This is a genomic window from Providencia sp. PROV236 (assembly GCF_033676985.1).
In the GTDB taxonomy this organism is placed as follows: Bacteria; Pseudomonadota; Gammaproteobacteria; order Enterobacterales; family Enterobacteriaceae; genus Providencia; species Providencia manganoxydans.
In genome coordinates this window covers 905,769-929,256 of the sequence record NZ_CP096297.1, presented here as the reverse complement: position 1 = coordinate 929,256, position 23,488 = coordinate 905,769, and the positions used below count along the sequence as shown (strand labels likewise).

The window sequence follows — 23,488 nt, the reverse complement described above, 5'->3', positions numbered from 1 at the left end:
CCCACTCATAACATGCTAAAGGATATATTTATGAAAAAGAAAATATTAGGTGCCCTTATTTTTGCTGGTATCATCTCTATGGCTGCGGGTTGTGACGACTCTTCAAAAACTGATGAAACAATGAAGCAGGTTGAAGAAAAAGCAGAGCAATTAAAGGATTCGGGTCAACAAAAAGCAAATGAACTCGAAAAACAAGCTTCAGATAAAGCATCAGAACTTAAGGATTCAGCCGATAAAAAAGCCGATGAATTAACTGAGAGTGCAAAAAGCAAACTATCAGAAGCTAATGATAAAGTCTCTGAAAAGAGTCAAGAAATTAAGACTGATGCCATTAATAAGGCCGATGAACTAGCTACTGATGTCAAAAATAAAACTGAAGAGCTTAAGTCAGAAAATAAATAGCTTCTTCGGTTAAATAGCTTCAACAAAAAACAGGTCAATTGACCTGTTTTTTGTTGAACATGATGTAACCAAATAGCACAAAAACCGTATTGGTTTATTCTATGGTATCGCTATGATACCTTTATGATTTTTACACCAAATGGACATCAATATGCAGATAAAATATAGCCTAGGCCACTCTTCTCCTGAACTCGTCGATGATGCATTCGAATTACGTCAACAAGTTTTTACTCATGAACAAGGCTTCCCCGCTGAAATTGATATTGATGAATACGATAAACACGCTTTACACGTTGTGCTATACCTAGAAGATACCCCCGCCGCGGTATTACGCTGTATATTACATTCAGATGGCCGAGTTAAAGTTGGCCGTGTTGCCGTACTCAAACAACATAGAGGTAAAGGGCTAGGTCGTAAGTTAATGAGATTCGTTGAGCAATATGCAAAAAAACACCAATTTCACACGATCGGCTTATCAGCACAGCATACCGCAATTGTTTTTTATGAAACTTTAGGTTATCAAACCGAAGGTGAAATGTACGATGAAGACGGAATGGATCATATTTATATGGTATTACCATTAAGCTAGCGTAAATGCCCTTACTCTATAGGTAAACCTTTTCTGTCCTATTATTGGAGGTCTTTATGGCTAACGGTTGGGCAAATGAAAATGCCGTTCAAGAACAAATCGATGCAACATTGGATGATGCCGTTGCTAAAGCGCGTAGCCAACTTCATTCAGGAGAAAGCGCCGAATTTTGTATTGAATGTGGTGAAGCTATCCCTGTAGCACGACGCCAAGCACTTCCTGGAGTGCAACTTTGTATTGCTTGCCAAAGTGCGCTTGATAAAAAGAATGCGACTTTCAGTGGTTATAATCGCCGAGCAAGTAAAGATAGCCAATTGAGATAACCTGTTTTACTCATTCCCTAAAAGTGAATGCTCCATATCATTTGGAGAAGCGTAAAATGATAACTGAGTAGGTCGCGAGCAGCATAGACAACAGAGTGACTGATATAAGCCATACTTCAGCTCAAAGCGCGGTAATTTGAAGAGTAAGAAGCATAAATATAGTCAGGTCATTTAGAGGATTACCTGCCTCCTCAAAATTAACATAATTACGCATTTCACTCATCTTATATAACTTTTTATTTAATCAGCTAAATCATAGTAATTATCACTCTTAATTGTATGATTAATAATAGTATATCATTAACTCGCGATAGCTAGTTACCCGTACTTATTTGAATTTAAGCTCTATATATGGCAGTATATCTGCCTATTTTTTCTATTGGGGGGGTAATAATCAGCAAAATAGTGGATAGTGGCAGTTTCTTAATTGTCTTTTCAGCTATCTCGATGAACTCGTTTATTAATGTTCTTTCTATCGTTTCTTATTTTAGAAACCCATTCGCAATTTTCATTGTTTCATTAAGAAGGACAGTTCGCCGCATACCCAATGCACCGTATGGTATGTAAACAATAAAATAAATCTAAGAAGGTTGTTATGAGTCAAACTGATACTGATTCAAAAAAAATTCGCTCAAAAATTAGCCCCCCTGTATTTTATACTTCCGCTTTGGTTATCTTAGTGATCGTAGGTTTCGCTGCCCTAGCGCCTGAAATAGCAGAATCTCATCTAAGTCATCTTCAACAAAATTTATTCAATAATGCTAGCTGGTTTTACATTTTAGCCGTTGCTATCATTTTATTGAGTGTGACTTATCTGGGACTCTCTCGATATGGACAAATAAAATTAGGCCCTGATCATGCACAACCTAACTTTAGTTATGTTTCTTGGTTTGCAATGCTCTTTTCAGCAGGCATGGGTATAGGCTTAATGTTCTTTGGTGTTGCAGAACCGGTGATGCACTACCTAAACCCACCGGTTGGTGATCCCCAGACAGTTGAAGCCGCTAAAGAAGCTATGCGCTTGACCTTTTTCCATTGGGGTCTTCATGCGTGGGCTATTTATGCCATTGTTGCATTGATCCTGGCATTTTTCAGCTACCGCCATGGGTTACCACTCACATTGCGTTCGGCTTTGTATCCAATTATTGGTGAACGCATTTACGGACCGATCGGGCATTTTGTCGATATTTTCGCCGTTGTAGGGACAGTTTTTGGTGTCGCAACTTCACTTGGGTTCGGCGTTTTGCAAGTTAACGCAGGGATGAACCACCTATTTGGTTTACCTGTAACCCCTATGGTGCAGGTTGCTCTTATCGTGATCTTTACTTGTCTAGCGACGATTTCTGTAGTTTCAGGGTTAGATAAAGGCATTCGTATTCTGTCTGAACTGAACTTAGGTTTAGCTTTTATCTTGCTGTTGTTAGTGCTAATTCTTGGCCCAACCGTTTTGCTATTAAAGTCATTTGTCGAAAACACTGGGGGCTATTTATCCGAGATCGTGAGTAAAACCTTTAACCTGTATGCCTATGAGCCTAAGTCTAGTGATTGGTTAGGTGGATGGACCCTCCTCTATTGGGGCTGGTGGCTATCATGGTCTCCTTTTGTCGGTATGTTTATTGCCCGTATTTCGCGTGGTCGTACAATCCGTGAATTTGTCACAGGGGTATTGTTTGTACCAGCAGGGTTTACACTCATGTGGATGACCTTTTTTGGTAATACTGCGATTAACCTGATCCAAAACCAAGGCGCAGTAAAATTGGCTGAAACTGTTCAGTCTGATGTTTCGCTCGCGCTGTTTGAGTTTTTAACCTACTTCCCGTTTTCTACTGTATTGTCATTTTTTGCAATGCTAATGGTCATCGTCTTTTTCGTTACCTCCGCGGATTCGGGCGCAATGGTGGTTGATACCTTAGCATCAGGCGGAGACTCAAACACCCCTGTTTGGCAACGTATCTTTTGGGCCGGGCTGATGGGCGTTGTTGCTATTACTCTGTTACTTGCGGGTGGTCTACAGGCTTTGCAAACATTGACTATCGCTAGTGCTCTACCTTTCGCGATGGTATTACTTGTTGCCATCTATGGGTTATTCAAAGCATTGCGTGTTGATGCCTACAAGCGCGATAGCCAACAATTAGCCACTATCGCACCTACCGCGAGCCGTAACCCAATTCCGTGGCAACGACGCTTGCGTAATATCGCTTATTTTCCAAAACGTAATCAGGTAAAACGTTTCTTAGGTGAAGTCGTTTATCCATCAATGGAAATGGTCTCTGAAGAATTAGCTAAACAGGGTACAACATGCCATATCCATAATGATAAAGATGACCGAATTGGTTTTGAAGTCGATTTAGGTGAAGACATGAACTTCCTATATGAAGTTCGCCTACGCTATTATGTACAACCCGCATTCGCACTTGCAGGCATGGGGGATGATAGTGACGAAGAGAAAAATGAAGAGCAAAAATACTATCGAGCAGAAATCCACTTAAAAGAAGGTGGTCAAGATTATGATGTTATGGGCTGGACTAAAGAACAAATCATTCATGATATTCTCGATCAATATGAAAAACATATTCACTTCTTACATTTGTTAGGTAAGTAAATCACTCTTAGGGCATCAGAATTTATGCAAAAATAATCTGATGCCCCGTTTTTTTAAAGAAAGCATTTCCTTTTCAAGTAAAATTACTTTTATTTTGAGGAATTAGCTTATGCTTTCAGTGTACAAAAATTCAATTACCTTACCCAAGCATCCCTTTAGAAACCTAGAGTCTGCCAACAATAATTTCTCTAATTTAGTCACTAGCATGGCTAACGTAACTATTAGTTCTGAAGCGCGTCAACATTCTTGTGAATATGAATACACGTACGATGCAGTATTTTTTCAAAAAATTATTGCGGCTCAAAGTTATTACACCATTTATTGAACACGCTGCTCCTATCTTTAGTCAAAATGATATGAAACAAGATTTGGCGTTACGCTTAATTGATTTCATTAGGTCATCTAAAGATGAAAAATTCAAAAGTTATATTTTACGTCCTAAATACCACATACCTATACTCTAAATAATTCGGGATGGGGATGCAGGTAGGCGACAAGCGAAGATAGACGGGGAGCATAGATAAACTATATGATTCGGCGAGCGTAGCGCAGTCAACAGCCCTGCATCTTGAAGTATGACGAGTATATACTCTAAATAATTCGAGATGCAGATAGGCGACAAGCGAAGATAGATGAGGAGCATAGATAAACTATGTGACTCGGCGAGCATAGCGCAGTCAACAACCCTGTATCTTGAAGTATGACGAGTATAGAATGGTCAGCGCTCAAGAGTTTATACAGGTCAATCTATAATAACTTGCCCACATAAAACACTTTTATCTGAAAAGATAAAAACCTCTCCATCAAAAGAGTGCATGGGTAAAATGGTATTAGCTATAATAACCAATACCATTTTATTGTTGATAAAAAGGAATACCTTAGGCAGTTTCTCTTTTATCAGTGATATTACTGTAGTCAGGGCTTTCTAATGCAATCAATTCATCAAGTAATTCCGTTAAACGTTGCATTTTTTCATGAGAAAACGCTTGTTCAATTTTTTGATATCCTTCTTCCACTTCTTGGCGTGCTTTATCATAAAGCTCCTGCCCATTAGGTGTCAGGGACACATACAATTTGCGCTGATCATTGAGAGGTTTTAAACGAAAAATTAACCCCTCACGTTCCATTCGAGTCAAAATTCCCGTCAAACTCGGGCGAAGAATGCAGGTTTGAACCGATAACTCATGGAAATCAATAGAGCGCTTATCCGCAAGAACACGAATAATACGCCATTGCTGTTCAGTCAAATTGTATGACTTTAAAATAGGCCGAAAGAATCCCATTGCAGTCTCTCTCGCCTGTAATAATGCAATTGTCAATGATTCATGCATAAGTCTAAAACCCACCACTCTATAATGTTTAATTAGTACCAAGTTCTTGGCACCACTTCATGTATTGCGCTTTTACGTCGTAAATTCACTCTCAGTGATAGCGATACTCTCAATTATTCTCATCGCTTAAAAGCAAGGTTAGCACGGTAAAATAACAATCACAAAGAAAAACCCTAAAATATTAATGAGTAAATAATTTAATCCCCCTCAAGAAAGTTAAAGAAAAGTTACAATAAAAAATAAGCAAAAATATCAACATACTGAATATTAAGGGGTTACACTCAAAAAACATGAATATGTTAAAGAGATCACAATTAAAATTAACAAATGCATTAGTCTATTGCCAATTTCTAATTAATACATTATTAATATATTAACAATCATTCGAAATCTTCGATTTATGAGTAAGGAGTTGTCAATGAAAGGCACTGTTTTTGCCGTTGCCCTCAACCATCAAAGCCAAATTACGCACTGGCATGAGGCTTTCGGGCAAGCCCCTTATAAAACCCCACCTAAAACACCTGTGTGGTTTATTAAGCCGCGTAATACACTAATTAATTCAGGCGATAATATTTTACATCCAGCTGGTGAGACCGTTAAAAGTGGCGCAACACTTGCCTTAATCATCGGTAAAGATGCACGTAAAGTCAGTCAAGCTGAGGCAAAAAATTACATTGCAGGGTTTGCATTAGCTAATGAAGTTAGTCTGCCTGAAGACTCATTTTACCGCCCAGCAATCAAAGCCAAATGTTGTGATAGCTTTTGCCCAATCGGTGAGATGACTACAGCAACATTAACTTCTCCGGTTGAGATCATTACATTGATTAATGGCAAAGAAGCCGACCGTTGGTCCACCAAAGATCTAGTACGTGATGCCTATGAATTAGTGGCTGCATTAAGTGAGTTTGCAACATTAAAAGCAGGTGATGTGATCCTAATCGGTACTCCTCATCAACGCGCCACCATCCAACCGGGTGATCAAGTGGTTATACAAGCAGAGGGCTTTCCAAGCCTAAGCAATCAAGTTGTTGCGGCAGGAGGACAATAATAATGAAACACGCCAAAATTCGTTATCAAGGTAACGAGTACTCAGTAACAGTCGGTGATAATGAAGAAATTACCCTACCAAACGGCCAAGTTATTGCGGGTGATGATGCGAATGTTGAATGGTTACCACCAGTAAGAGGCACACTGTTTGCCCTTGGTTTAAACTACGCCGATCATGCTACAGAGCTTGATTTTAAGCCACCTGAAGAACCTCTGATTTTTATCAAAGCAGACAACACTCTAACAGGCCACCGCCAAGTCTCTGTTCGCCCTGATAATGTTGACTATATGCACTATGAGTCAGAGCTCGTTGTCGTGATCGGTAAAACCGCACATAAAGTTTCACAAGCTGATGCAATGGACTATGTTGCTGGCTATACCGTTTGTAATGACTATGCGATCCGCGACTATTTAGAAAACTACTATCGCCCAAATTTACGAGTGAAAAGCCGCGATACCTTAACACCAATCGGCCCTTGGATTATCGATAAAGATCAGATTGAAGATCCACATAACCTCGCACTTTACACCTATGTTAACGGTGAATTGCGTCAAAAGGGCTCCACCGCGGATCTCATTTTTAATATTCCGTTTTTAATTGCCTACCTCAGTGATTTCATGACCCTACAACCTGGCGACATGATTGCGACTGGAACACCAAAAGGGCTTTCCGATGTGGTACCTGGTGATGAAGTCATTGTTGAGGTCGAAGGTGTTGGCAGACTGATCAACTACATTGTCAGCGAAAAAGAATATGAGGAGCGAGTGTAATGACTAAGATTAATCATTGGATCAATGGCAAAAACGTTGCTAGCAAAGAGTACTTCCAAACCACCAGCCCCGCGACTGGTGAAGTACTAGCTGAAGTGGCTTCAGGCGGGCAAGATGAAATCAACCAAGCCGTTGCCGCAGCAAAAGAGGCTTTCCCTAAATGGGCAAACACACCAATGAAAGAGCGTGCACGGTTAATGCGTCGCCTTGGTGAGCTGATCGACCAAAACGTCCCTGAAATTGCTGAAATGGAGACCCAAGATACAGGTCTACCAATTCATCAAACCAAAAATGTGTTGATCCCGCGCGCTTCCCATAACTTTGAATTCTTCGCTGAAATTTGCCAACAGATGAATGGTCGTACCTACCCTGTTGACGACAAGATGATGAACTATACGCTGATCCAACCTGTTGGTGTCTGTGCACTTATTTCACCATGGAACGTGCCATTTATGACAGCAACATGGAAAACAGCACCTTGCTTAGCGTTAGGTAACACCGCCGTATTAAAAATGTCAGAACTATCACCATTATCAGCAAACCGTTTAGGTGAATTAGCGCTAGAGGCGGGTATCCCTGCTGGTGTGCTTAACGTGGTTCAAGGCTATGGTAATACCGCTGGCGATGCATTAGTAAAACACCATGATGTACGTGCAGTGTCCTTTACGGGAGGCACCGCGACTGGCCGCATGATTATGCAAAATGCAGGTCTGAAAAAATATTCAATGGAACTTGGTGGTAAATCCCCTGTTCTGGTATTTGAAGATGCTGATATTGAGCGTGCATTGGATGCAGCGCTATTTACCATTTTCTCCATTAACGGTGAACGTTGTACTGCTGGCTCACGTATTTTTATCCAAGAAAGCATTTACCCTGAATTTGTTAAACGCTTTGCTGAGCGCGCCAATCGCCTAATTGTCGGAGATCCTACGGATCCGAAAACCCAAGTAGGAGCACTGATCAGCGAACAGCATTGGAACAAAGTTTCTGGCTATATTCGTCTTGGTGTTGAGGAAGGTGCAACATTACTGGCGGGCGGCCCAGACAAACCAACCGATCTACCTGCACATCTGAAAAACGGCAACTTCTTGCGCCCAACAGTATTAGCTGATGTTGATAACCGCATGCGTGTTGCTCAAGAAGAGATCTTTGGACCAGTGGCTTGCTTGATCCCATTCAAGTCAGAAGAAGATGGTTTACGCATGGCTAATGATGTTGAGTATGGCTTAGCATCCTATATTTGGACACAAGATGTCAGCAAGATCCTTCGCTTATCTCGCAGTATTGAAGCTGGAATGGTGTTTGTGAATACACAAAACGTACGTGATTTACGTCAACCATTTGGTGGTGTTAAAGCATCAGGTGTCGGTCGTGAAGGTGGTGAATACAGTTTTGAAGTATTTGCTGAAATGAAGAACGTTTGTATTTCCTACGGGGATCATAATATTCCTCGTTGGGGCGTGTAATTTATTGAAATATTAATCATTAATATTAATTTAACATCAAGCCCTATTATAGTTCGAGCGACTTCCTGACAGGAATAGCTCGAACTTTCACAGGGGAGGTAAGGACTTATGGGTAAGTTAGCACTAGCGGCAAAAATCACACATGTTCCATCCATGTACCTGTCAGAATTACCCGGTAAACATCATGGCTGCCGTCAATCCGCCATCGATGGCCACAAAGAAATTAGTCGTCGCTGTCGCGAGTTAGGCGTTGATACCATCATTGTTTTTGATACTCACTGGCTAGTTAATAGTGCTTATCATATTAACTGTGCAGATCACTTCGAAGGGATCTATACCAGTAACGAACTCCCTCACTTTATTCGCGATATGGAATATGAGTATGACGGTAATTCAGAGCTAGGACGAATGATTGGCGAGGAAGCTCGTAAATTAGGCGTTCGCGCGCAATCACATGAAATTCCAAGCCTAACTTTGGAATATGCAACACTGGTTCCAATGCGTTATATGAATAGTGATCGCCATTTCAAAGTGATCTCTATCTCCGCATTCTGTACTTCTCACAGTTTCGAAGACAGCCGCAAACTTGGCGAAGCTGTACTGACTGCGATTGAAAAATATGATGGCACTGTTGCAGTACTGGCAAGCGGTTCACTATCACACCGTTTTATTGATGATCATCGCGCAGAAGAAGGTATGAACAACTATACCCGCGAATTCGATGAGCAAATGGATAAACGTGTGGTGAAGTTATGGCGTGAAGGCCGTTTCAATGAGTTTTGTAAGATGCTACCTGAGTATGCTGATTACTGTTATGGCGAAGGCCATATGCACGACACCGTGATGTTATTAGGCATGTTAGGTTGGGATAAGTATGCAGAAAAAGTTGAAGTCCTAACGGATTTATTCGCTAGTTCAGGAACAGGTCAAATCAACGCTATCTTCCCATTACCTAGCTATATTACTGATAAACAGAAAACTGTTGCTTAGGAGCCATAATGCCTCATTTTATTGCTGAGTGTACTGACAATATCCGTGAACAAGCCAAACTGCCTGAACTGTTTTCAAAGGTCAATAATGCGCTCGCGGGCACAGGTATTTTCCCTCTTGGCGGGATCCGTAGTCGTGCCATTTGGTTAGATACTTGGCAAATGGCTGATGGTAAGCATGACTATGCTTTTGTACACATGACCCTCAAAATTGGTGCAGGTCGTTCTCTTGAGGATCGCCAAAAAACCGGCGAGTTGCTATTTGCATTAATCAAAGAGCATTTTGCTCAGTTGATGAATGATAGATACCTAGCGTTGTCTTTTACTATGGAGGAGTTAGATCCTGTACTGAATTATAAACAAAACAATATTCATGCGTTGTTTAAATAAGGAATACTGATGCCGACCGCATTCGATAAACATATCCCTCGCTACCTGATCCCATTACTGGGGTCATTAGTCGCTTTTGGGCCGCTATCGATCGACATGTATCTTCCTGCATTGCCACAAATGGGAATCGAGCTCCATGCAAGCCAAGGACAGATGCAGTATACACTCGGCGCATTTTTTACAGGTTTTTGTATTGGTATGCTGTTTTATGGGCCACTCAGTGACATCCTTGGACGTCGTAAAATGTTATTAAGTGGCCTCATCATTTTTACGCTAGCGAGCTTACTATGCGCGCAAACAACTTCAGCTGATTCTTTAATTGCATTTAGGGCTCTACAAGCCTTTGGCAGCGGAGCTGCTATCGTGATGGCCAGAGCGATTGCAAGGGATGTTTATCTAACGAGTGAATTACCTAAAGTCTTATCTCTAATGACACTGGTGACGATGATAGCGCCTCTGCTTGCGCCTTTGCTAGGTGGTTTTTTACTTATTCACTTTCAGTGGCAAGCGATCTTCTATCTTCTTGCACTGATTGGCCTTTGTTCTACGGGGTGTATTTTCTTTTTACTCCCTGAAACCCTTTCACAACAAAAGGGTTCTAAAAATTTACTCAGCGTAGCATTTCATAATTACGCTCAAGTGTTAAGCGACAAAGAAGCCATGAGTATCATTGGCACTATGGCATTTTCTTTCGCGGGTATGTTTGCTTTTATCAGCGGCTCCCCCTTTGTTTATATCCAATACTTTGGGGTATCTGAACAGCATTATGGCCTCTTATTTGGTTGCAATATTCTTGGCATGATAGCGATATTGCTACTGAATGTCCGATTGCTCAAAACCTATAGTCTGAACCGTATTCTGTGCTTACAAAGCGGGGCTCAATTACTGTTTGGCGTATTATTACTTATTTTCTACCAGCAAAGCCTGCCTATTATTGTTATTCTGGTGGTGCTGTTTTTATCAATGGTCAATGCTATCGGTACTAACAGCTTGTCACTGTTATTGCAGCATCGAGGAAAAATTGCAGGCAGCGCCAGTGCTCTCGCTATCTCTATTCAGTTTGCATTGGCAGCAATTGCAAGTGTTGCAGTTTCTGTACTACAGGATGAATCCCCATTTGCTATGGCACTGGTTATGGCTGTCTGTGCCGGACTCAGTTTCACTAGCCAGCGTTTTTCGGCTAAAAATGTCCGCTCACAGTTAATTTCAGTGTCTTCGGAGAAAAAAGAGAAATGAGTATCAACGTTAATTCTACCTTATTCCGCCAGCAGGCTTATATCAACGGTCAATGGGTCAATGCCAACGATAATAGCCAATTTGATGTCACTAACCCTGCTAACGGCGAAATCATTGCTAAAGTCAGTAATGTAGGTGCAGTACAAACCCAACAAGCCATTGATGCAGCAGAAAAAGCACTGCCTGCTTGGCGAGCCAAAAGTGCGAAAGAACGTAGCCAGATCCTTAATAAATGGTTCCGACTGATGATGGACAATCAAAAAGAGCTCGCAGAGCTACTCAGTTGGGAGCAAGGTAAATCCATTACTGAATCAATGGGAGAAATTGCCTATGGTGCAAGTTTTATCGAATGGTTTGCTGAAGAAGGCAAACGTGTTTACGGTGAAACTATCCCTTCTCCACTTCCAGGCCGCCGTTTAGTCACCATCAAACAACCGGTTGGTGTCGTGGCGGCTATCACGCCATGGAATTTCCCGAATGCAATGATCACCCGCAAGGTAGGTCCAGCACTGGCCGCAGGGTGTACTATGGTTCTCAAACCCGCAGCTGAAACCCCATTATCGGCATTAGCGCTCGCAGCGTTAGGTGAAGAAGCAGGGATCCCTGCTGGTGTATTTAATATTGTACCGGGTACCGATGCTAAAGCTATTGGTGGAGTGATGACCTCTAGCCCTGTGGTTCGAAAACTGACATTTACGGGTTCAACCCGTGTTGGCAAACTATTGATGGCACAATGTGCTGACACAGTTAAAAAATTGTCGTTAGAACTGGGTGGCAATGCGCCCTTTATCGTCTTTGATGACGCTGATTTAGATGCGGCAGTTCAAGGCGCATTAGCTGCTAAGTTCCGCAATAGCGGACAAACTTGCGTCTGTGCTAACCGAATCTTAGTTCAAGAAGGTGTTTACGAAGAATTTGCGAAACGCCTCGCAAAAGCTGTTAACGAATTGAAAATTGGTCCTGCAACCCAAAGCGATTCACAGCAGGGGCCTCTGATTAACCAAGCTGCTGTTGATAAAGTCAACGAACATATCACTGATGCGGTATCTAAAGGCGCCCGTGTACTTGCTGGGGGCAAATCTGCCTCACTAGGCGGTTTGTTCTTTGAACCGACTGTATTAGCTGATGTAACCGAATCAATGATTGTCGCTAAAGAAGAAACATTCGGTCCGTTAGCGCCATTATTTAAATTCCGTGATGAACAAGAAGCCATTCAGTTAGCCAATGATACTGAGTTTGGTTTGGCATCTTATTTTTACTCAAGGGATATTGGTCGTATTTACCGTGTTGCTGAAGCATTAGAAAGCGGCATGGTAGGGATCAATGAAGGCATTATCTCAAATGAAGTCGCCCCATTTGGTGGCATTAAACAATCAGGTCTGGGGCGTGAAGGTTCACGTTACGGAATTGAAGATTATCTGGAAGTGAAATACCTCTGCTTTGGTGGGCTTTCTAACTAACTTAATTTAGTTACCGCACTACGCTAACGGTGTAGTGCGGATTTATACTCTAAATAATTCGAGTTGCAGGTAGGCGACAAGTGAAGATAGACGATGAGCATAGATAAACTATGTGATTCGGCTAGCTGAGCGTAGTCAACACCTCTGCAACTTGAAGTATGACGAGCATAAAAGCCTCTAGCGTTTCTTGCGTTACCAGCAGAAATCAACAGGAGCAATATTCGCATGTTACAAAAAGATGTCATATCTCAAGTTGCACAACGCCTTAATCAGGCCGAAAAAACGCGTGAACAGATCCGTCAAATTTCATTGGATCACCCAGAGATTACGATAGAAGATGCCTACGCTATCCAACGTGAATGGGTGGGTTTGAAAATTGCTGAAGGGCGTTCACTTAAAGGCCATAAAATTGGGTTAACTTCTAAAGCCATGCAGGCTAGTTCGCAGATAGATGAACCTGATTATGGTGCACTTCTAGACGATATGTTTTTTGATGATGGCTGTGAAATCCCAACAGACCGCTTTATCGTACCGCGTATTGAAGTTGAGCTTGCTTTTGTCTTAGCGAAACCGTTAAGTGGTCCTAATTGCACTCTGTTCGATGTTTATAATGCAACCGACTATGTAATACCAGCGCTTGAGCTGATTGATGCTCGTTGCCACGGTATCGATCCTGAAACAAAGCGTCCACGTAAAGTTTTCGATACTATCTCAGATAATGCAGCCAATGCAGCAGTTATTTTAGGTGGCAGACCAATCAAACCACGTGATCTTGATTTACGTTGGATTAGCGCCTTACTTTATCGCAATGGTGTTATTGAAGAATCAGGCGTCGCCGCTGCGGTTCTCAATCACCCAGCAAATGGGGTTGCTTGGTTAGCCAATAAATTAGCCCCCCACAATGTCCAATTAGAAGCAGGTCAAATTATTTTAGGTGGTTCTTTCACGCGCCCTGTTGCCGCTCGCAAAGGAGACGTATTCCATGTTGATTATGGCGTAATGGGCTCTGTGAGCTGTCGTTTTGTATAAGGAAATCATCATGGATATTTTACACAACAAATTTAAACAAGCATTGAAAGAACAGCGCCCGCAAATTGGTTTATGGCTAGGTTTATGCAGCTCATACAGCGCCGAATTAATCGCAGGGGCTGGGTTTGATTGGTTACTTATCGATGGTGAACATGCACCTAACAATGTGCAAACAACACTCACACAGTTACAAGCCATCGCGCCATATCCTTCACAACCTGTAGTTAGGCCGCCTTGGAACGATCCCGTTATTATTAAGCAATTATTAGATATCGGCGCACAAACACTGTTGCTACCTATGGTGCAAAATGCAGAACAAGCACAACAAGCCGTTCGTGCGACACGTTATCCACCCGCTGGGATCCGTGGAGTTGGCAGTGCGTTAGCAAGAGCCTCACGTTGGAACCGTATTCCTGACTATCTGAAGCGCGCTAATGATGAAATGTGCGTGATCGTGCAAGTTGAAACGCGTGAAGCTATCAACAACCTTGCTGATATTTTGCAAGTTGAAGGAATTGATGGGGTATTTATTGGACCCGCCGATCTCAGTGCTGATATGGGCTTTTCTGGTAACCCGAACCACCCTGAAGTTAAATCTGTCATAGAAAAAGCGATTGTGCAAATTCGTGCTGCGGGTGTGGCTCCGGGGATCTTGATGGCTGCACCAGATGTTGCCGATCACTATTTGAAACTAGGCGCATTATTTGTAGCTGTTGGAGTTGATACTACGCTATTGGCTCGTGGAGCAGAAGCGCTTGCTGCGCGCTTTGGTAAAACGGTTTCTGAAACCGCACCAACGACACCGAGTGTGTATTAATTTTAAAAATAAACAGACCATTAAATACAAATAACCCTACAAGCAAATGTATTTGATGGTTAATAGTCAGCGACATTAGTCACCACGTACCTCTAGGGCAGACATTATAGTATGGCTGCCTAACGGATTTTTGTACCCATAATAGCATTAAATGCATATAAATGAGGGAATTACAAAATGAGCAACACATCAAACATTGCTGAGAAAAACCCAGCAGAACAGCATAAAAACTTGACTGAACCACAACAACGCGTTATTAAAAAATTATTTCGTCGATTAATTGTCTTTTTATTTGTGCTGTTTGTTTTCTCTTTCCTTGACCGTATTAATATTGGTTTTGCGGGACTAACAATGGGGAAAGATATTGGCCTTACTTCGACTATGTTTGGTCTTGCCGCTACCTTATTTTATGCAACCTATGTTATTTTTGGTATTCCTAGCAACATAATGTTAGGGATTGTAGGTGCACGCCGCTGGATCGCCACCATCATGGTGCTCTGGGGTATCGCTTCAACAGCGACCATGTTTGCTACAGGCCCCACTAGCCTATACGTTTTACGTATGTTAGTTGGTGTAGCTGAAGCAGGTTTCTTACCGGGGATCCTTGTTTATCTCACTTATTGGTTTCCTGCCTATTTCCGCGCTCGTGCGAATGCTTTATTTATGGTTGCCATGCCTGTCACGATGGCATTTGGCTCCCTCGCTTCCGGCTACATTCTTGAATTAGATGGTGTTTTAGATCTTAAAGGCTGGCAATGGTTATTCCTGCTGGAAGGATTCCCATCCGTTATTTTAGGTGTTCTCGTTTGGTTCTATCTTGATGATTCTCCGGCCAAAGCTAAATGGCTAACCAAAGAAGATAAAGAAAGCCTCCAAGAAATGATGGAGCAAGATAAACTAGAACTGGTACAGCCACAGGGCTCCAAAAGTCATAGTGCATTGCAAAATACCAGTTTATGGAAAGAGATTTTTACTCCTGTAATTCTTATGTATACCGTGGCGTATTTTTGCCTGACGAACACGCTCAGTGCCATTAATATTTGGACGCCACAGATTATGCAAAGTTTTAATCAGGGTAGCAGTAATGCAATGATTGGCTTACTTACCGCGATCCCTCAGTTTTGTACCATATTAGGTATGGTATATTGGAGCCGACGTTCAGATAGGCTACAAGAACGTAAAATGCATACCGCACTCCCTTATTTATTTGCCGCCGCCGGATGGATCATCGCCGCACTGACCCATCAGCCAATGATCCAACTACTCGGTATTATTATGGCATCAACAGGATCATTTACCGCGATGGCCGTGTTCTGGACCACACCCGACCAATCAATTAGCTTACGCGCTCGTGCCGTTGGTATTGCGGTGATTAACGCTACAGGTAATATTGGTTCTGCGGTTAGCCCGCTATTGATTGGTTGGTTAAAAGATCAAACGGGCAGCTTTAACTCAGGGCTTTATTTTGTGGCAGGGTTACTGGTCATTGGTGCTATATTGGTTGTATTAATTCCAATGAAAAGTTCGCGTCCAAGAGCAACGCCTTAAATAAACATAATAATCTGGGCTGTAGGCAAATAGCTTACGGCCCGCTTGATAACCTAAAGGATCAATGTGGTGTCATCGCTAATAACCAATATCGATATCAGTAAAGATTATGATGAGACACAGGGAAATGATGATGTCCATTACCAAACCTTTGGTAATATGGCCGCATTTTTTGGTCGGGATATGCAAGCTCACCGACACGATGGCTTCTTCCAACTGCATTATCTTGAGACAGGGCATATCACACTGCAACTTGACGAACAGCGCTATTCCGTTCAGGCTCCGCTTTTTATACTTACCCCGCCTTCTATCCCTCATGCTTTCTTTACTCAAGAAGATACTGATGGCCACGTGCTTACGGTACGGCAGGATCTGATTATTCCATTATTAGAATCACTCTATCCAGCTAATCCTGATTTGGTGGCAATTCCTGCTATTTGCTTATCGGTCGCGGATAAGCCTGACGATCTAGAAACTTTTAACTATTATTGGTCATTGATGGCGCGCGAATCATCAAACAGCTACGCTGGGCGAGATCAAGTACTTTCCTCCCTCGCTCAAGCCTTATTTACTTTTTTACTTCGTTCCATTCCACTTGATGACCATCCGGTCAGTGGCGTTAGAGGAGAGCATCGATTATTTCAACGTTTTAACCAACTTATTGATGCACATTATCACGAGCATCTTTCCATCCCAGAATATGCTGATAAATTAGGCGTTACAGAATCTCGGCTTAAAGATATGTGCCGACGGTTTGCTAATCGCCCACCGAAACGCTTGATATTCGACCGGTTGTTACGAGAAGCCAAACGTATGCTGCTATTTTGTGATAGTCCAGTCTCTGAAATCGCCTATCAACTGGGTTTTAAAGATCCTGCTTACTTTGCGCGATTTTTTAACCGATTGGTTGGTGACTCGCCTAGCCAATGGAGAGATAAAAATATTCATTAGCCGGTTGCTAGTAAGCAACAGTTTATTTGCATACAAATAATTTATTTATTCATTAATTAGCTCATTTTTCGAGCTCTATTTGTCATAAAAAAATAAAATAATTTATATTATCTATCAATAAATACTAATTTTATTCTTTAGCATTTTTAATTCTTTCAAATACTCATTTAAAATAGTTATAAATAAGCGATAAATTAATAACTACTATTTATTCAAAATTCATAATTACCCCATATTTAAAAATCAAATCATAAAGTTACACAGTGTATCCCTCTAGATTATTTACATATTATCAATTGGAGTTTTTTAAGTAATATTATAACTAAATATTATATCAAAATAAGATGATTTACCTAAAATACCATGGTAAAAATCACTCATCTTATGTGTAACTGCGTTTGCTATTCTCAGGGTGAAGGTTAACTATGTACGATGATTTAAATTCATTAAGCCGACAGCTTAAAATGGATAATTTTTCTTTTCTTGAAATTGAAGAAACCACTGCATCTGGTAGTGGACAGCTATTATCCAATATAGCACCTAGATCAGATACACCAATATCAGATAAAAAAGATAATCAGCTCAAAACGATAGAAAAAGCTCCATCACAGGATAACCTTACATCAGCAAATGAATTTAAAAATTTTATTAATTACAATAATAACCATTATTATAATGAAATAAATGGTTCCACGTCTCATACCGAGCAAGCTATTATACTCAGTGTACTATTTTCAAGTATCAGTAAAAAATAATTTTATTTTAAAGTAATATGGACATGAGTTAATTATATGCAGAAAACATTCAAGTTTTTTAGCTCAATACTTTTATTGCTATTATTTCTTTTATTAATCATTATCCCACTGGATAGTGAAAGGCAACTTTTATTAGGATGCGTACTTGTTATATTGACTTTTTTTATTGGTATATTTAAAGGTAAAAAAATTCAACTCACTATGATATTAATCTCTTTACTGTGTACATCACGTTATATCTGGTGGAGAGCAACAACAACACTTTATTTTGATTCTTATATTGAGTTAATTCTAGGCTCATTACTTTTTATTGCAGAGCTATACTCATTAGCTATTTTGCTTTTCGGCTATATTCAAACATGTTGGCCACTAAAAAGAACCATAGAACCCTTGCCACGAGATACAACACTATGGCCAACCGTCGATCTATTTATACCAACTTATAATGAAAGTATCGATATTGTCAAAGATACTGTACTCGCAGCTCAATGTATTGAATATCCGAAAGATAAACTTAAGATATTTATATTAGATGATGGGAAACGCGAAGAATTTCGTCAATTTGCCGAAGGGGTCAATGTCGGTTATATCACTCGTCCAGATAATAACCATGCTAAAGCGGGTAATTTAAATCACGCTCTAACAAAAACAGAGGGAGAACTTATTTGTATTTTTGATTGCGACCATGTTGCTACACGGGTATTTTTGCAAGCGACAGTTGGCGCTTTCTTAGTAGATGATAAGCTTGCACTGATACAAACTCCGCATCATTTTTACTCAAAAGATCCCTTTGAACGTAACCTCAAAGCAGCCAAAAGAGCACCTCATGAAGGCTCGTTATTTTATGGTCCCGTTCAGCAAGGCAATGATAACTGGAATGCTGCCTTTTTCTGTGGTTCATGTGCAGTGATCCGCCGCAGAGCATTAGCAGAAACGAATGGTTTTGCCGTCGAGACCGTAACCGAAGATGCTCATACCGCATTAAAATTACAACGTAAAGGCTGGAATACCGCATTCTTAGCGATCCCCTTATCAGCAGGTTTAGCTACTGAACGGTTAACATTACATATCAACCAGCGTATTCGTTGGGCTAGAGGAATGACGCAAATTTTTCGAGTTGATAACCCAATGCTTGGGCGTGGATTATCTTTCACACAACGTATTTGTTATCTCAATGCTATGCTACATTTCCAATATGGCTTACCTAGAGCCACCTTTTTACTATCACCATTAGTATTTATTTTATTCGACCTAAATATTATTTCATCATCAGCAGCATTGATATTTTCTTATGCATTGCCACACTTAATTACCTCTAACTATGTAAACTCAAAGTTAGTTGGCAATTACCGTTATTCCTTCTGGGGTGAAATTTATGAAACTGTCATGGCATTTCATCTAATACTCCCTACCCTGATGAGTCTAATTTCACCAAAACTCGGTAAATTTAACGTCACAGACAAAGGTGACTTAACTGATAAAAATTATTTCGATCATACCGCTGTTCGTCCTTTAATTGTCGTTGCGCTGCTTTTAGTACTTGGTATTAGTATGGCGCTAACTAAATGGGCTATTGGTATGTACAGTTATATTGATAATGGAGTCATTATTATCAATTTAATGTGGGGAGTTTACAGTCTACTCATTGTATTAGCTTCGATAGCCGTAGCGAAAGAAACTAAACAATTACGACGTACAACCCGAGTGTCTGCAATATTACCGGTTACTGTTTATTTTTCTGATGAGAGCCAGATAGAAACTCACTCTGTTGACTTATCTATGAATGGTGTAAGGCTTAATTATCCATTTAAGCATAACCCTACACAAGAATATGTCACACAAATATCAATTGGCGTAGGAAAAGAAAAAGCACTAATTCCAATCCAAAAAACATGGATTGATGGTGCCTATTTGAGAATGGAATTCGCTCATTTAACAGATAATATACGGCGTGATGTTGTTCGTGTCGTACTCACTCGTGCTGATGCATGGCTGAGCTCACAACATGTAGCAGATAAACCATTAAGAGCATTTGCTGATGTCTTACAGTGTGCCATTGGATTATTTATTATCCGCAAAGATAAAAAATCACCAAATAATTCAATAATTCTATCCACACCAAATAAAGAGCAGCAACATGCCTAGTCGCTACATGAGCTTATTATTAATCATTAGTATGTTGCTGATGCAAAGTACTGATGAATCCCCTAATGATTTTGGTAAAAATCATTAAGTTAAGGTGGATACACATCTTGTCATATGATCAAATGGTTTCGCGAAAAATCAATAATCAGACAACAAGATGTGCGAACTCGATATTTTACACGACTCTCTTTACCAATTCTGCCCCGAATTACACTTAAAACGACTCAACAGCTTAACGTTGGCTTGCCACGCATTACTTGACTGTAAAACTCTCACTCTTACCGAACTTGGCCGTAACCTGCCAACCAAAGCGAGAACAAAACATAACATCAAACGAATCGACCGATTGTTAGGTAATCGTCACCTCCACAAAGAGCGACTCGCTGTATACCGTTGGCATGCTAGCTTTATCTGTTCGGGCAATACGATGCCCATTGTACTTGTTGACTGGTCTGATATTCGTGAGCAAAAACGACTTATGGTATTGCGAGCTTCAGTCGCACTACACGGTCGTTCTGTTACTCTTTATGAGAAAGCGTTCCCGCTTTCAGAGCAATGTTCAAAGAAAGCTCATGACCAATTTCTAGCCGACCTTGCGAGCATTCTACCGAGTAACACCACACCGCTCATTGTCAGTGATGCTGGCTTTAAAGTGCCATGGTATAAATCCGTTGAGAAGCTGGGTTGGTACTGGTTAAGTCGAGTAAGAGGAAAAGTACAATATGCAGACCTAGGAGCGGAAAACTGGAAACCTATCAGCAGCTTACATGATATGTCATCTAGTCACTCAAAGACTTTAGGCTATAAGAGGCTGACTAAAAGCAATCCAATCTCATGCCAAATTCTATTGTATAAATCTCGCTCTAAAGGCCGAAAAAATCAGCGCTCGACACGGACTCATTGTCACCACCCGTCACCTAAAATCTACTCAGCGTCGGCAAAGGAGCCATGGATTCTAGCAACTAACTTACCTGTTGAAATTCGAACACCCAAACAACTTGTTAATATCTATTCGAAGCGAATGCAGATTGAAGAAACCTTCCGAGACTTGAAAAGTCCTGCCTACGGACTAGGCCTACGCCATAGCCGAACGAGCAGCTCAGAGCGTTTTGATATCATGCTGCTAATCGCCCTGATGCTTCAACTAACATGTTGGCTTGCGGGCGTTCATGCTCAGAAACAAGGTTGGGACAAGCACTTCCAGGCTAACACAGTCAGAAATCGAAACGTACTCTCAACAGTTCGCTTAGGCATGGAAGTTTTGCGGCATTCTGGCTACACAATAACAAGGGAAGACTTACTCGTGGCTGCAACCCTGCTTACTCAAAATCTATTCAAACATGGTTACGCTTTGGGGAAATTATGAGGGGATCTCTCAGTGCAAAGTATCACTGCTTTCGCACAACCGCTAGAAAGTGAATATACAAAGCTGTCTACTGACTTAGACTTTATTTTAAATAACAATTTATCCGATAACAAAAACAATGTTGAGACAACGTCTGAAGAAATATCACTTAAAAAATTAGGATTAACCAAAGGGCTAACACTAACGAGTAGTAAACTACAATCTGGGGTCAGTTTTACCCTACCTTATGATTTTATTGCCATTAATTCTGATATGCGAATTGTTATATCCGTCAATCAAGCAGACAACATTGAAAAAGAAAATTTACAAATTATCTTAAATGGCCAATCTTTAGGTGCAGTTCCTCTATCGCAAGTCGATGAAAACCGTTCTATTTTTACTTTAAAAATTCCTAATTCTCTATTGTCATCAAAGAATAACTTAAATTTTCAAGTCATTAGTAATGATGACATCATTAATAATGAATGGACATGCCAGCGACCCGATCTCAAAAATCTGGTGGTCAAAATAGCCCCATCTAGTTCAATGACCATGAAAGGGATCCTGATGAATACTCGAAAATCACTGGCGGATTTCCCGCGCCCATTCTTAGATCCTTTAAAAATTAATAGAAATGAGCTGACTTTTATTTATTCTGCTTCTCCAACCTCAGATAGCTTGGTCTCTTCTGCAATCGTAGCCTCTATTTTTGGCATCAAAAGCGACGAAAAAGAAAATGACTTTAACGTTTATTTTGATGAGATCCCTGAAAAGCATGCTATTTTATTCACAACACTAGGTGAAACTATTTCAGGCCAATCATTCGCCGATCCTAATGGCTCAAGCTTAAAACTTATTGATAATCCCAACAATAAAAAATACAAATTACTCGTTGTCAGTGGTCGTAATACAGATGAATTACGACAAGCTGCTTACCAACTCTTTCGTACTGATTTAACTGATAATAGCACTATGCAAGTGCAACCTCACACCGTCCATAAACGTCAAGCTTACGATGCTCCTAACTGGCTTTCAGCTAAAAAAATTATCCCATTTAGTCAATTAATCAAAAGTCCTGATGCACTACAAGCACATATGTTTTGGAATGAGGAGAAGAAAATCAATTTTAGGCTTCCTCCTGATATGTTTATGCTTTCAGGTGATAAAATTCCTTTAAAAATTGATTATACTTTTGACCGGAAAAATTGGTTTGATGTTGATAATTCAATGTTAACCATTGCACTTAATCAGCAATTTTTAAAAAATGTGAATGCAAAAAATCATACTATTGTAGCCCCTATTATTGATTTCTTTGAATCTCAAAGTAACAATAGTACAACCCTTTATTTAGATAACACGCGCTTTCAAGGGGAAAATAAATTAAGTTTTTACTTCAATATCACTCCAAATAGTGACACACCTTGTAATATTCTTAGCAATAACGATATTGTCAACCAAATACTACCTAGTTCAACACTTGATTTACGCAATATTGGTCACTTTGGTGAATTACCCAATAGCGCTTGGTTCCTGAGTGGATTATTTCCGTTTACCAAGTATGCCGATTTATCAGACACCTCTATTTTAGTACCTGAGCAACCTGAAAAAGATGAAGTGGCTTTATTGCTCAATCTCATGGAGCATTCTGGGCGTATTACTGGTTTTCCTGTCAGGAATTTAACGCTATTTAATCATTTTGAAAAAATACAATCTAATTCAAAATTAAAATCATCAAATATTATCATTATTAACAAATTAAAAGATTTCTCTGCAATTCAACCACTACTTTCAGATACGCCCTATCACTATAACCAAGGTAACTTACAAATTTCTTCGCCATCACTTATACATAAAACAAAGTTATTGCTATTGGGTGAGTGGAAAAATCAATTTGAAGAAGCCAATAATTTTTTATTGAACACTCATCAATGGCGTGGCTCTCTTAGCTTTAAATCACCATGGTCTTCTGACAAGATCGTTACCATTCTGACTGCAACCAACTCAGCTCAATTAAATAAGCTAGCAACAGATATGATTACTCCAGGACGGCAACAAATTGAATCAGGTGACACATTGCTATTCAGCGACCTTGATGATGTAAAAATCCTACGATTAACCCCATCATTCCTATCAGGCGAATTACCATTATTTACTTTAACCATCTGGTTTTTTAGTCAGCATCTATTTTTATTGATGACCATATTATTTGGATCATTGTTTTTAATCAGTTTTTATTTATTCCAGCGATTAAAAGCACATGAGTCTAAGCGTTTATCAGGGACGAAAAAATAA

21 protein-coding genes are annotated in these 23,488 nt (G+C 40.3%); 20 read left to right on the top strand and 1 reads right to left on the bottom strand.

Features of this window, described 5'->3' with window-relative positions; translation table 11 throughout:
• Positions 1–30: 30 nt before the first annotated feature.
• From M1E96_RS03975 to M1E96_RS03955, 5 genes are all read left to right on the top strand, one after another.
• Positions 31–402: a hypothetical protein gene (locus M1E96_RS03975; protein ID WP_272580340.1), complete on the top strand. Its 372-nt coding sequence runs from the start codon at positions 31–33 to the stop codon at positions 400–402.
• A gap of 151 nt (positions 403–553) precedes the next feature.
• Positions 554–991: a GNAT family N-acetyltransferase gene (locus M1E96_RS03970; protein ID WP_272580341.1), complete on the top strand. Its 438-nt coding sequence runs from the start codon at positions 554–556 to the stop codon at positions 989–991.
• Positions 992–1,047: 56 nt separating this feature from the next.
• Positions 1,048–1,314 carry a DksA/TraR family C4-type zinc finger protein gene (locus tag M1E96_RS03965; RefSeq protein ID WP_070926627.1) on the top strand — a complete coding sequence of 89 codons (267 nt, stop codon included), beginning with the start codon at positions 1,048–1,050 and terminating at the stop codon, positions 1,312–1,314.
• Positions 1,315–1,909: 595 nt separating this feature from the next.
• A complete protein-coding gene (locus M1E96_RS03960) occupies positions 1,910–3,916 on the top strand; it encodes a choline BCCT transporter BetT (RefSeq protein ID WP_140182179.1) in 2,007 nt (668 codons plus the stop codon).
• A gap of 254 nt (positions 3,917–4,170) precedes the next feature.
• Positions 4,171–4,380, top strand: coding sequence for a T3SS effector OspC family protein (locus tag M1E96_RS03955; RefSeq protein WP_369113499.1), 210 nt, complete (start codon positions 4,171–4,173; stop codon positions 4,378–4,380).
• A gap of 414 nt (positions 4,381–4,794) precedes the next feature.
• On the opposite strand, the gene hpaR is transcribed toward M1E96_RS03955, so the two are convergent.
• Positions 4,795–5,247, bottom strand: a complete 453-nt coding sequence (gene hpaR / locus M1E96_RS03950; RefSeq protein ID WP_070926634.1) for a homoprotocatechuate degradation operon regulator HpaR — start codon at positions 5,245–5,247, stop codon at positions 4,795–4,797.
• A 418-nt stretch (positions 5,248–5,665) separates the two neighbouring features.
• Between hpaR and M1E96_RS03945 the strand changes: the two genes are divergently transcribed.
• The 15 genes from M1E96_RS03945 (at position 5,666) to M1E96_RS03875 (ending at position 23,488) form a co-directional block, all read left to right on the top strand.
• Complete coding sequence (locus M1E96_RS03945) at positions 5,666–6,295, top strand: fumarylacetoacetate hydrolase family protein (protein WP_070926636.1); 630 nt, start codon at positions 5,666–5,668, stop codon at positions 6,293–6,295.
• 2 nt (positions 6,296–6,297) lie between these two features.
• The gene (locus M1E96_RS03940; RefSeq protein ID WP_272580343.1) at positions 6,298–7,065 is read left to right on the top strand and encodes a fumarylacetoacetate hydrolase family protein; all 768 of its coding nucleotides are present in this window, start codon (positions 6,298–6,300) and stop codon (positions 7,063–7,065) included.
• On the top strand, positions 7,065–8,531 hold the full coding sequence (gene hpaE / locus M1E96_RS03935) for a 5-carboxymethyl-2-hydroxymuconate semialdehyde dehydrogenase (RefSeq protein WP_070926640.1): 1,467 nt from the start codon (positions 7,065–7,067) through the stop codon (positions 8,529–8,531). Before M1E96_RS03940 ends, hpaE begins: the two co-directional genes overlap by 1 nt.
• A 108-nt stretch (positions 8,532–8,639) precedes the next feature.
• A complete protein-coding gene (gene hpaD / locus M1E96_RS03930) occupies positions 8,640–9,521 on the top strand; it encodes a 3,4-dihydroxyphenylacetate 2,3-dioxygenase (RefSeq protein ID WP_070926642.1) in 882 nt (293 codons plus the stop codon).
• Between the two features lie 8 nt (positions 9,522–9,529).
• Positions 9,530–9,910 carry a 5-carboxymethyl-2-hydroxymuconate Delta-isomerase gene (locus tag M1E96_RS03925; RefSeq protein WP_070926644.1) on the top strand — a complete coding sequence of 127 codons (381 nt, stop codon included), beginning with the start codon at positions 9,530–9,532 and terminating at the stop codon, positions 9,908–9,910.
• A gap of 9 nt (positions 9,911–9,919) precedes the next feature.
• Positions 9,920–11,146, top strand: a complete 1,227-nt coding sequence (locus M1E96_RS03920) for a Bcr/CflA family multidrug efflux MFS transporter (protein WP_319066887.1) — start codon at positions 9,920–9,922, stop codon at positions 11,144–11,146.
• Complete coding sequence (locus M1E96_RS03915) at positions 11,143–12,606, top strand: NAD-dependent succinate-semialdehyde dehydrogenase (protein WP_272580344.1); 1,464 nt, start codon at positions 11,143–11,145, stop codon at positions 12,604–12,606. Before M1E96_RS03920 ends, M1E96_RS03915 begins: the two co-directional genes overlap by 4 nt.
• A 225-nt stretch (positions 12,607–12,831) precedes the next feature.
• Positions 12,832–13,635 carry a 2-oxo-hept-4-ene-1,7-dioate hydratase gene (gene hpaH, locus M1E96_RS03910; protein ID WP_070926649.1) on the top strand — a complete coding sequence of 268 codons (804 nt, stop codon included), beginning with the start codon at positions 12,832–12,834 and terminating at the stop codon, positions 13,633–13,635.
• Between the two features lie 10 nt (positions 13,636–13,645).
• Positions 13,646–14,452, top strand: coding sequence for a 4-hydroxy-2-oxoheptanedioate aldolase (gene hpaI / locus M1E96_RS03905; protein ID WP_272580345.1), 807 nt, complete (start codon positions 13,646–13,648; stop codon positions 14,450–14,452).
• 177 nt (positions 14,453–14,629) lie between these two features.
• Positions 14,630–16,000, top strand: coding sequence for a 4-hydroxyphenylacetate permease (hpaX, locus tag M1E96_RS03900; RefSeq protein WP_140182172.1), 1,371 nt, complete (start codon positions 14,630–14,632; stop codon positions 15,998–16,000).
• 66 nt (positions 16,001–16,066) lie between these two features.
• Positions 16,067–16,951, top strand: a complete 885-nt coding sequence (gene hpaA, locus M1E96_RS03895; protein WP_070926654.1) for a 4-hydroxyphenylacetate catabolism regulatory protein HpaA — start codon at positions 16,067–16,069, stop codon at positions 16,949–16,951.
• Positions 16,952–17,376: 425 nt separating this feature from the next.
• Complete coding sequence (locus tag M1E96_RS03890; protein WP_272580346.1) at positions 17,377–17,706, top strand: hypothetical protein; 330 nt, start codon at positions 17,377–17,379, stop codon at positions 17,704–17,706.
• A gap of 36 nt (positions 17,707–17,742) precedes the next feature.
• On the top strand, positions 17,743–19,851 hold the full coding sequence (bcsA, locus tag M1E96_RS03885; protein WP_272580347.1) for a UDP-forming cellulose synthase catalytic subunit: 2,109 nt from the start codon (positions 17,743–17,745) through the stop codon (positions 19,849–19,851).
• Between the two features lie 157 nt (positions 19,852–20,008).
• The gene (locus M1E96_RS03880) at positions 20,009–21,217 is read left to right on the top strand and encodes an IS4-like element ISVsa5 family transposase (protein ID WP_369426974.1); all 1,209 of its coding nucleotides are present in this window, start codon (positions 20,009–20,011) and stop codon (positions 21,215–21,217) included.
• A 12-nt stretch (positions 21,218–21,229) separates the two neighbouring features.
• The gene (locus M1E96_RS03875; protein WP_369427377.1) at positions 21,230–23,488 is read left to right on the top strand and encodes a cellulose biosynthesis cyclic di-GMP-binding regulatory protein BcsB; all 2,259 of its coding nucleotides are present in this window, start codon (positions 21,230–21,232) and stop codon (positions 23,486–23,488) included.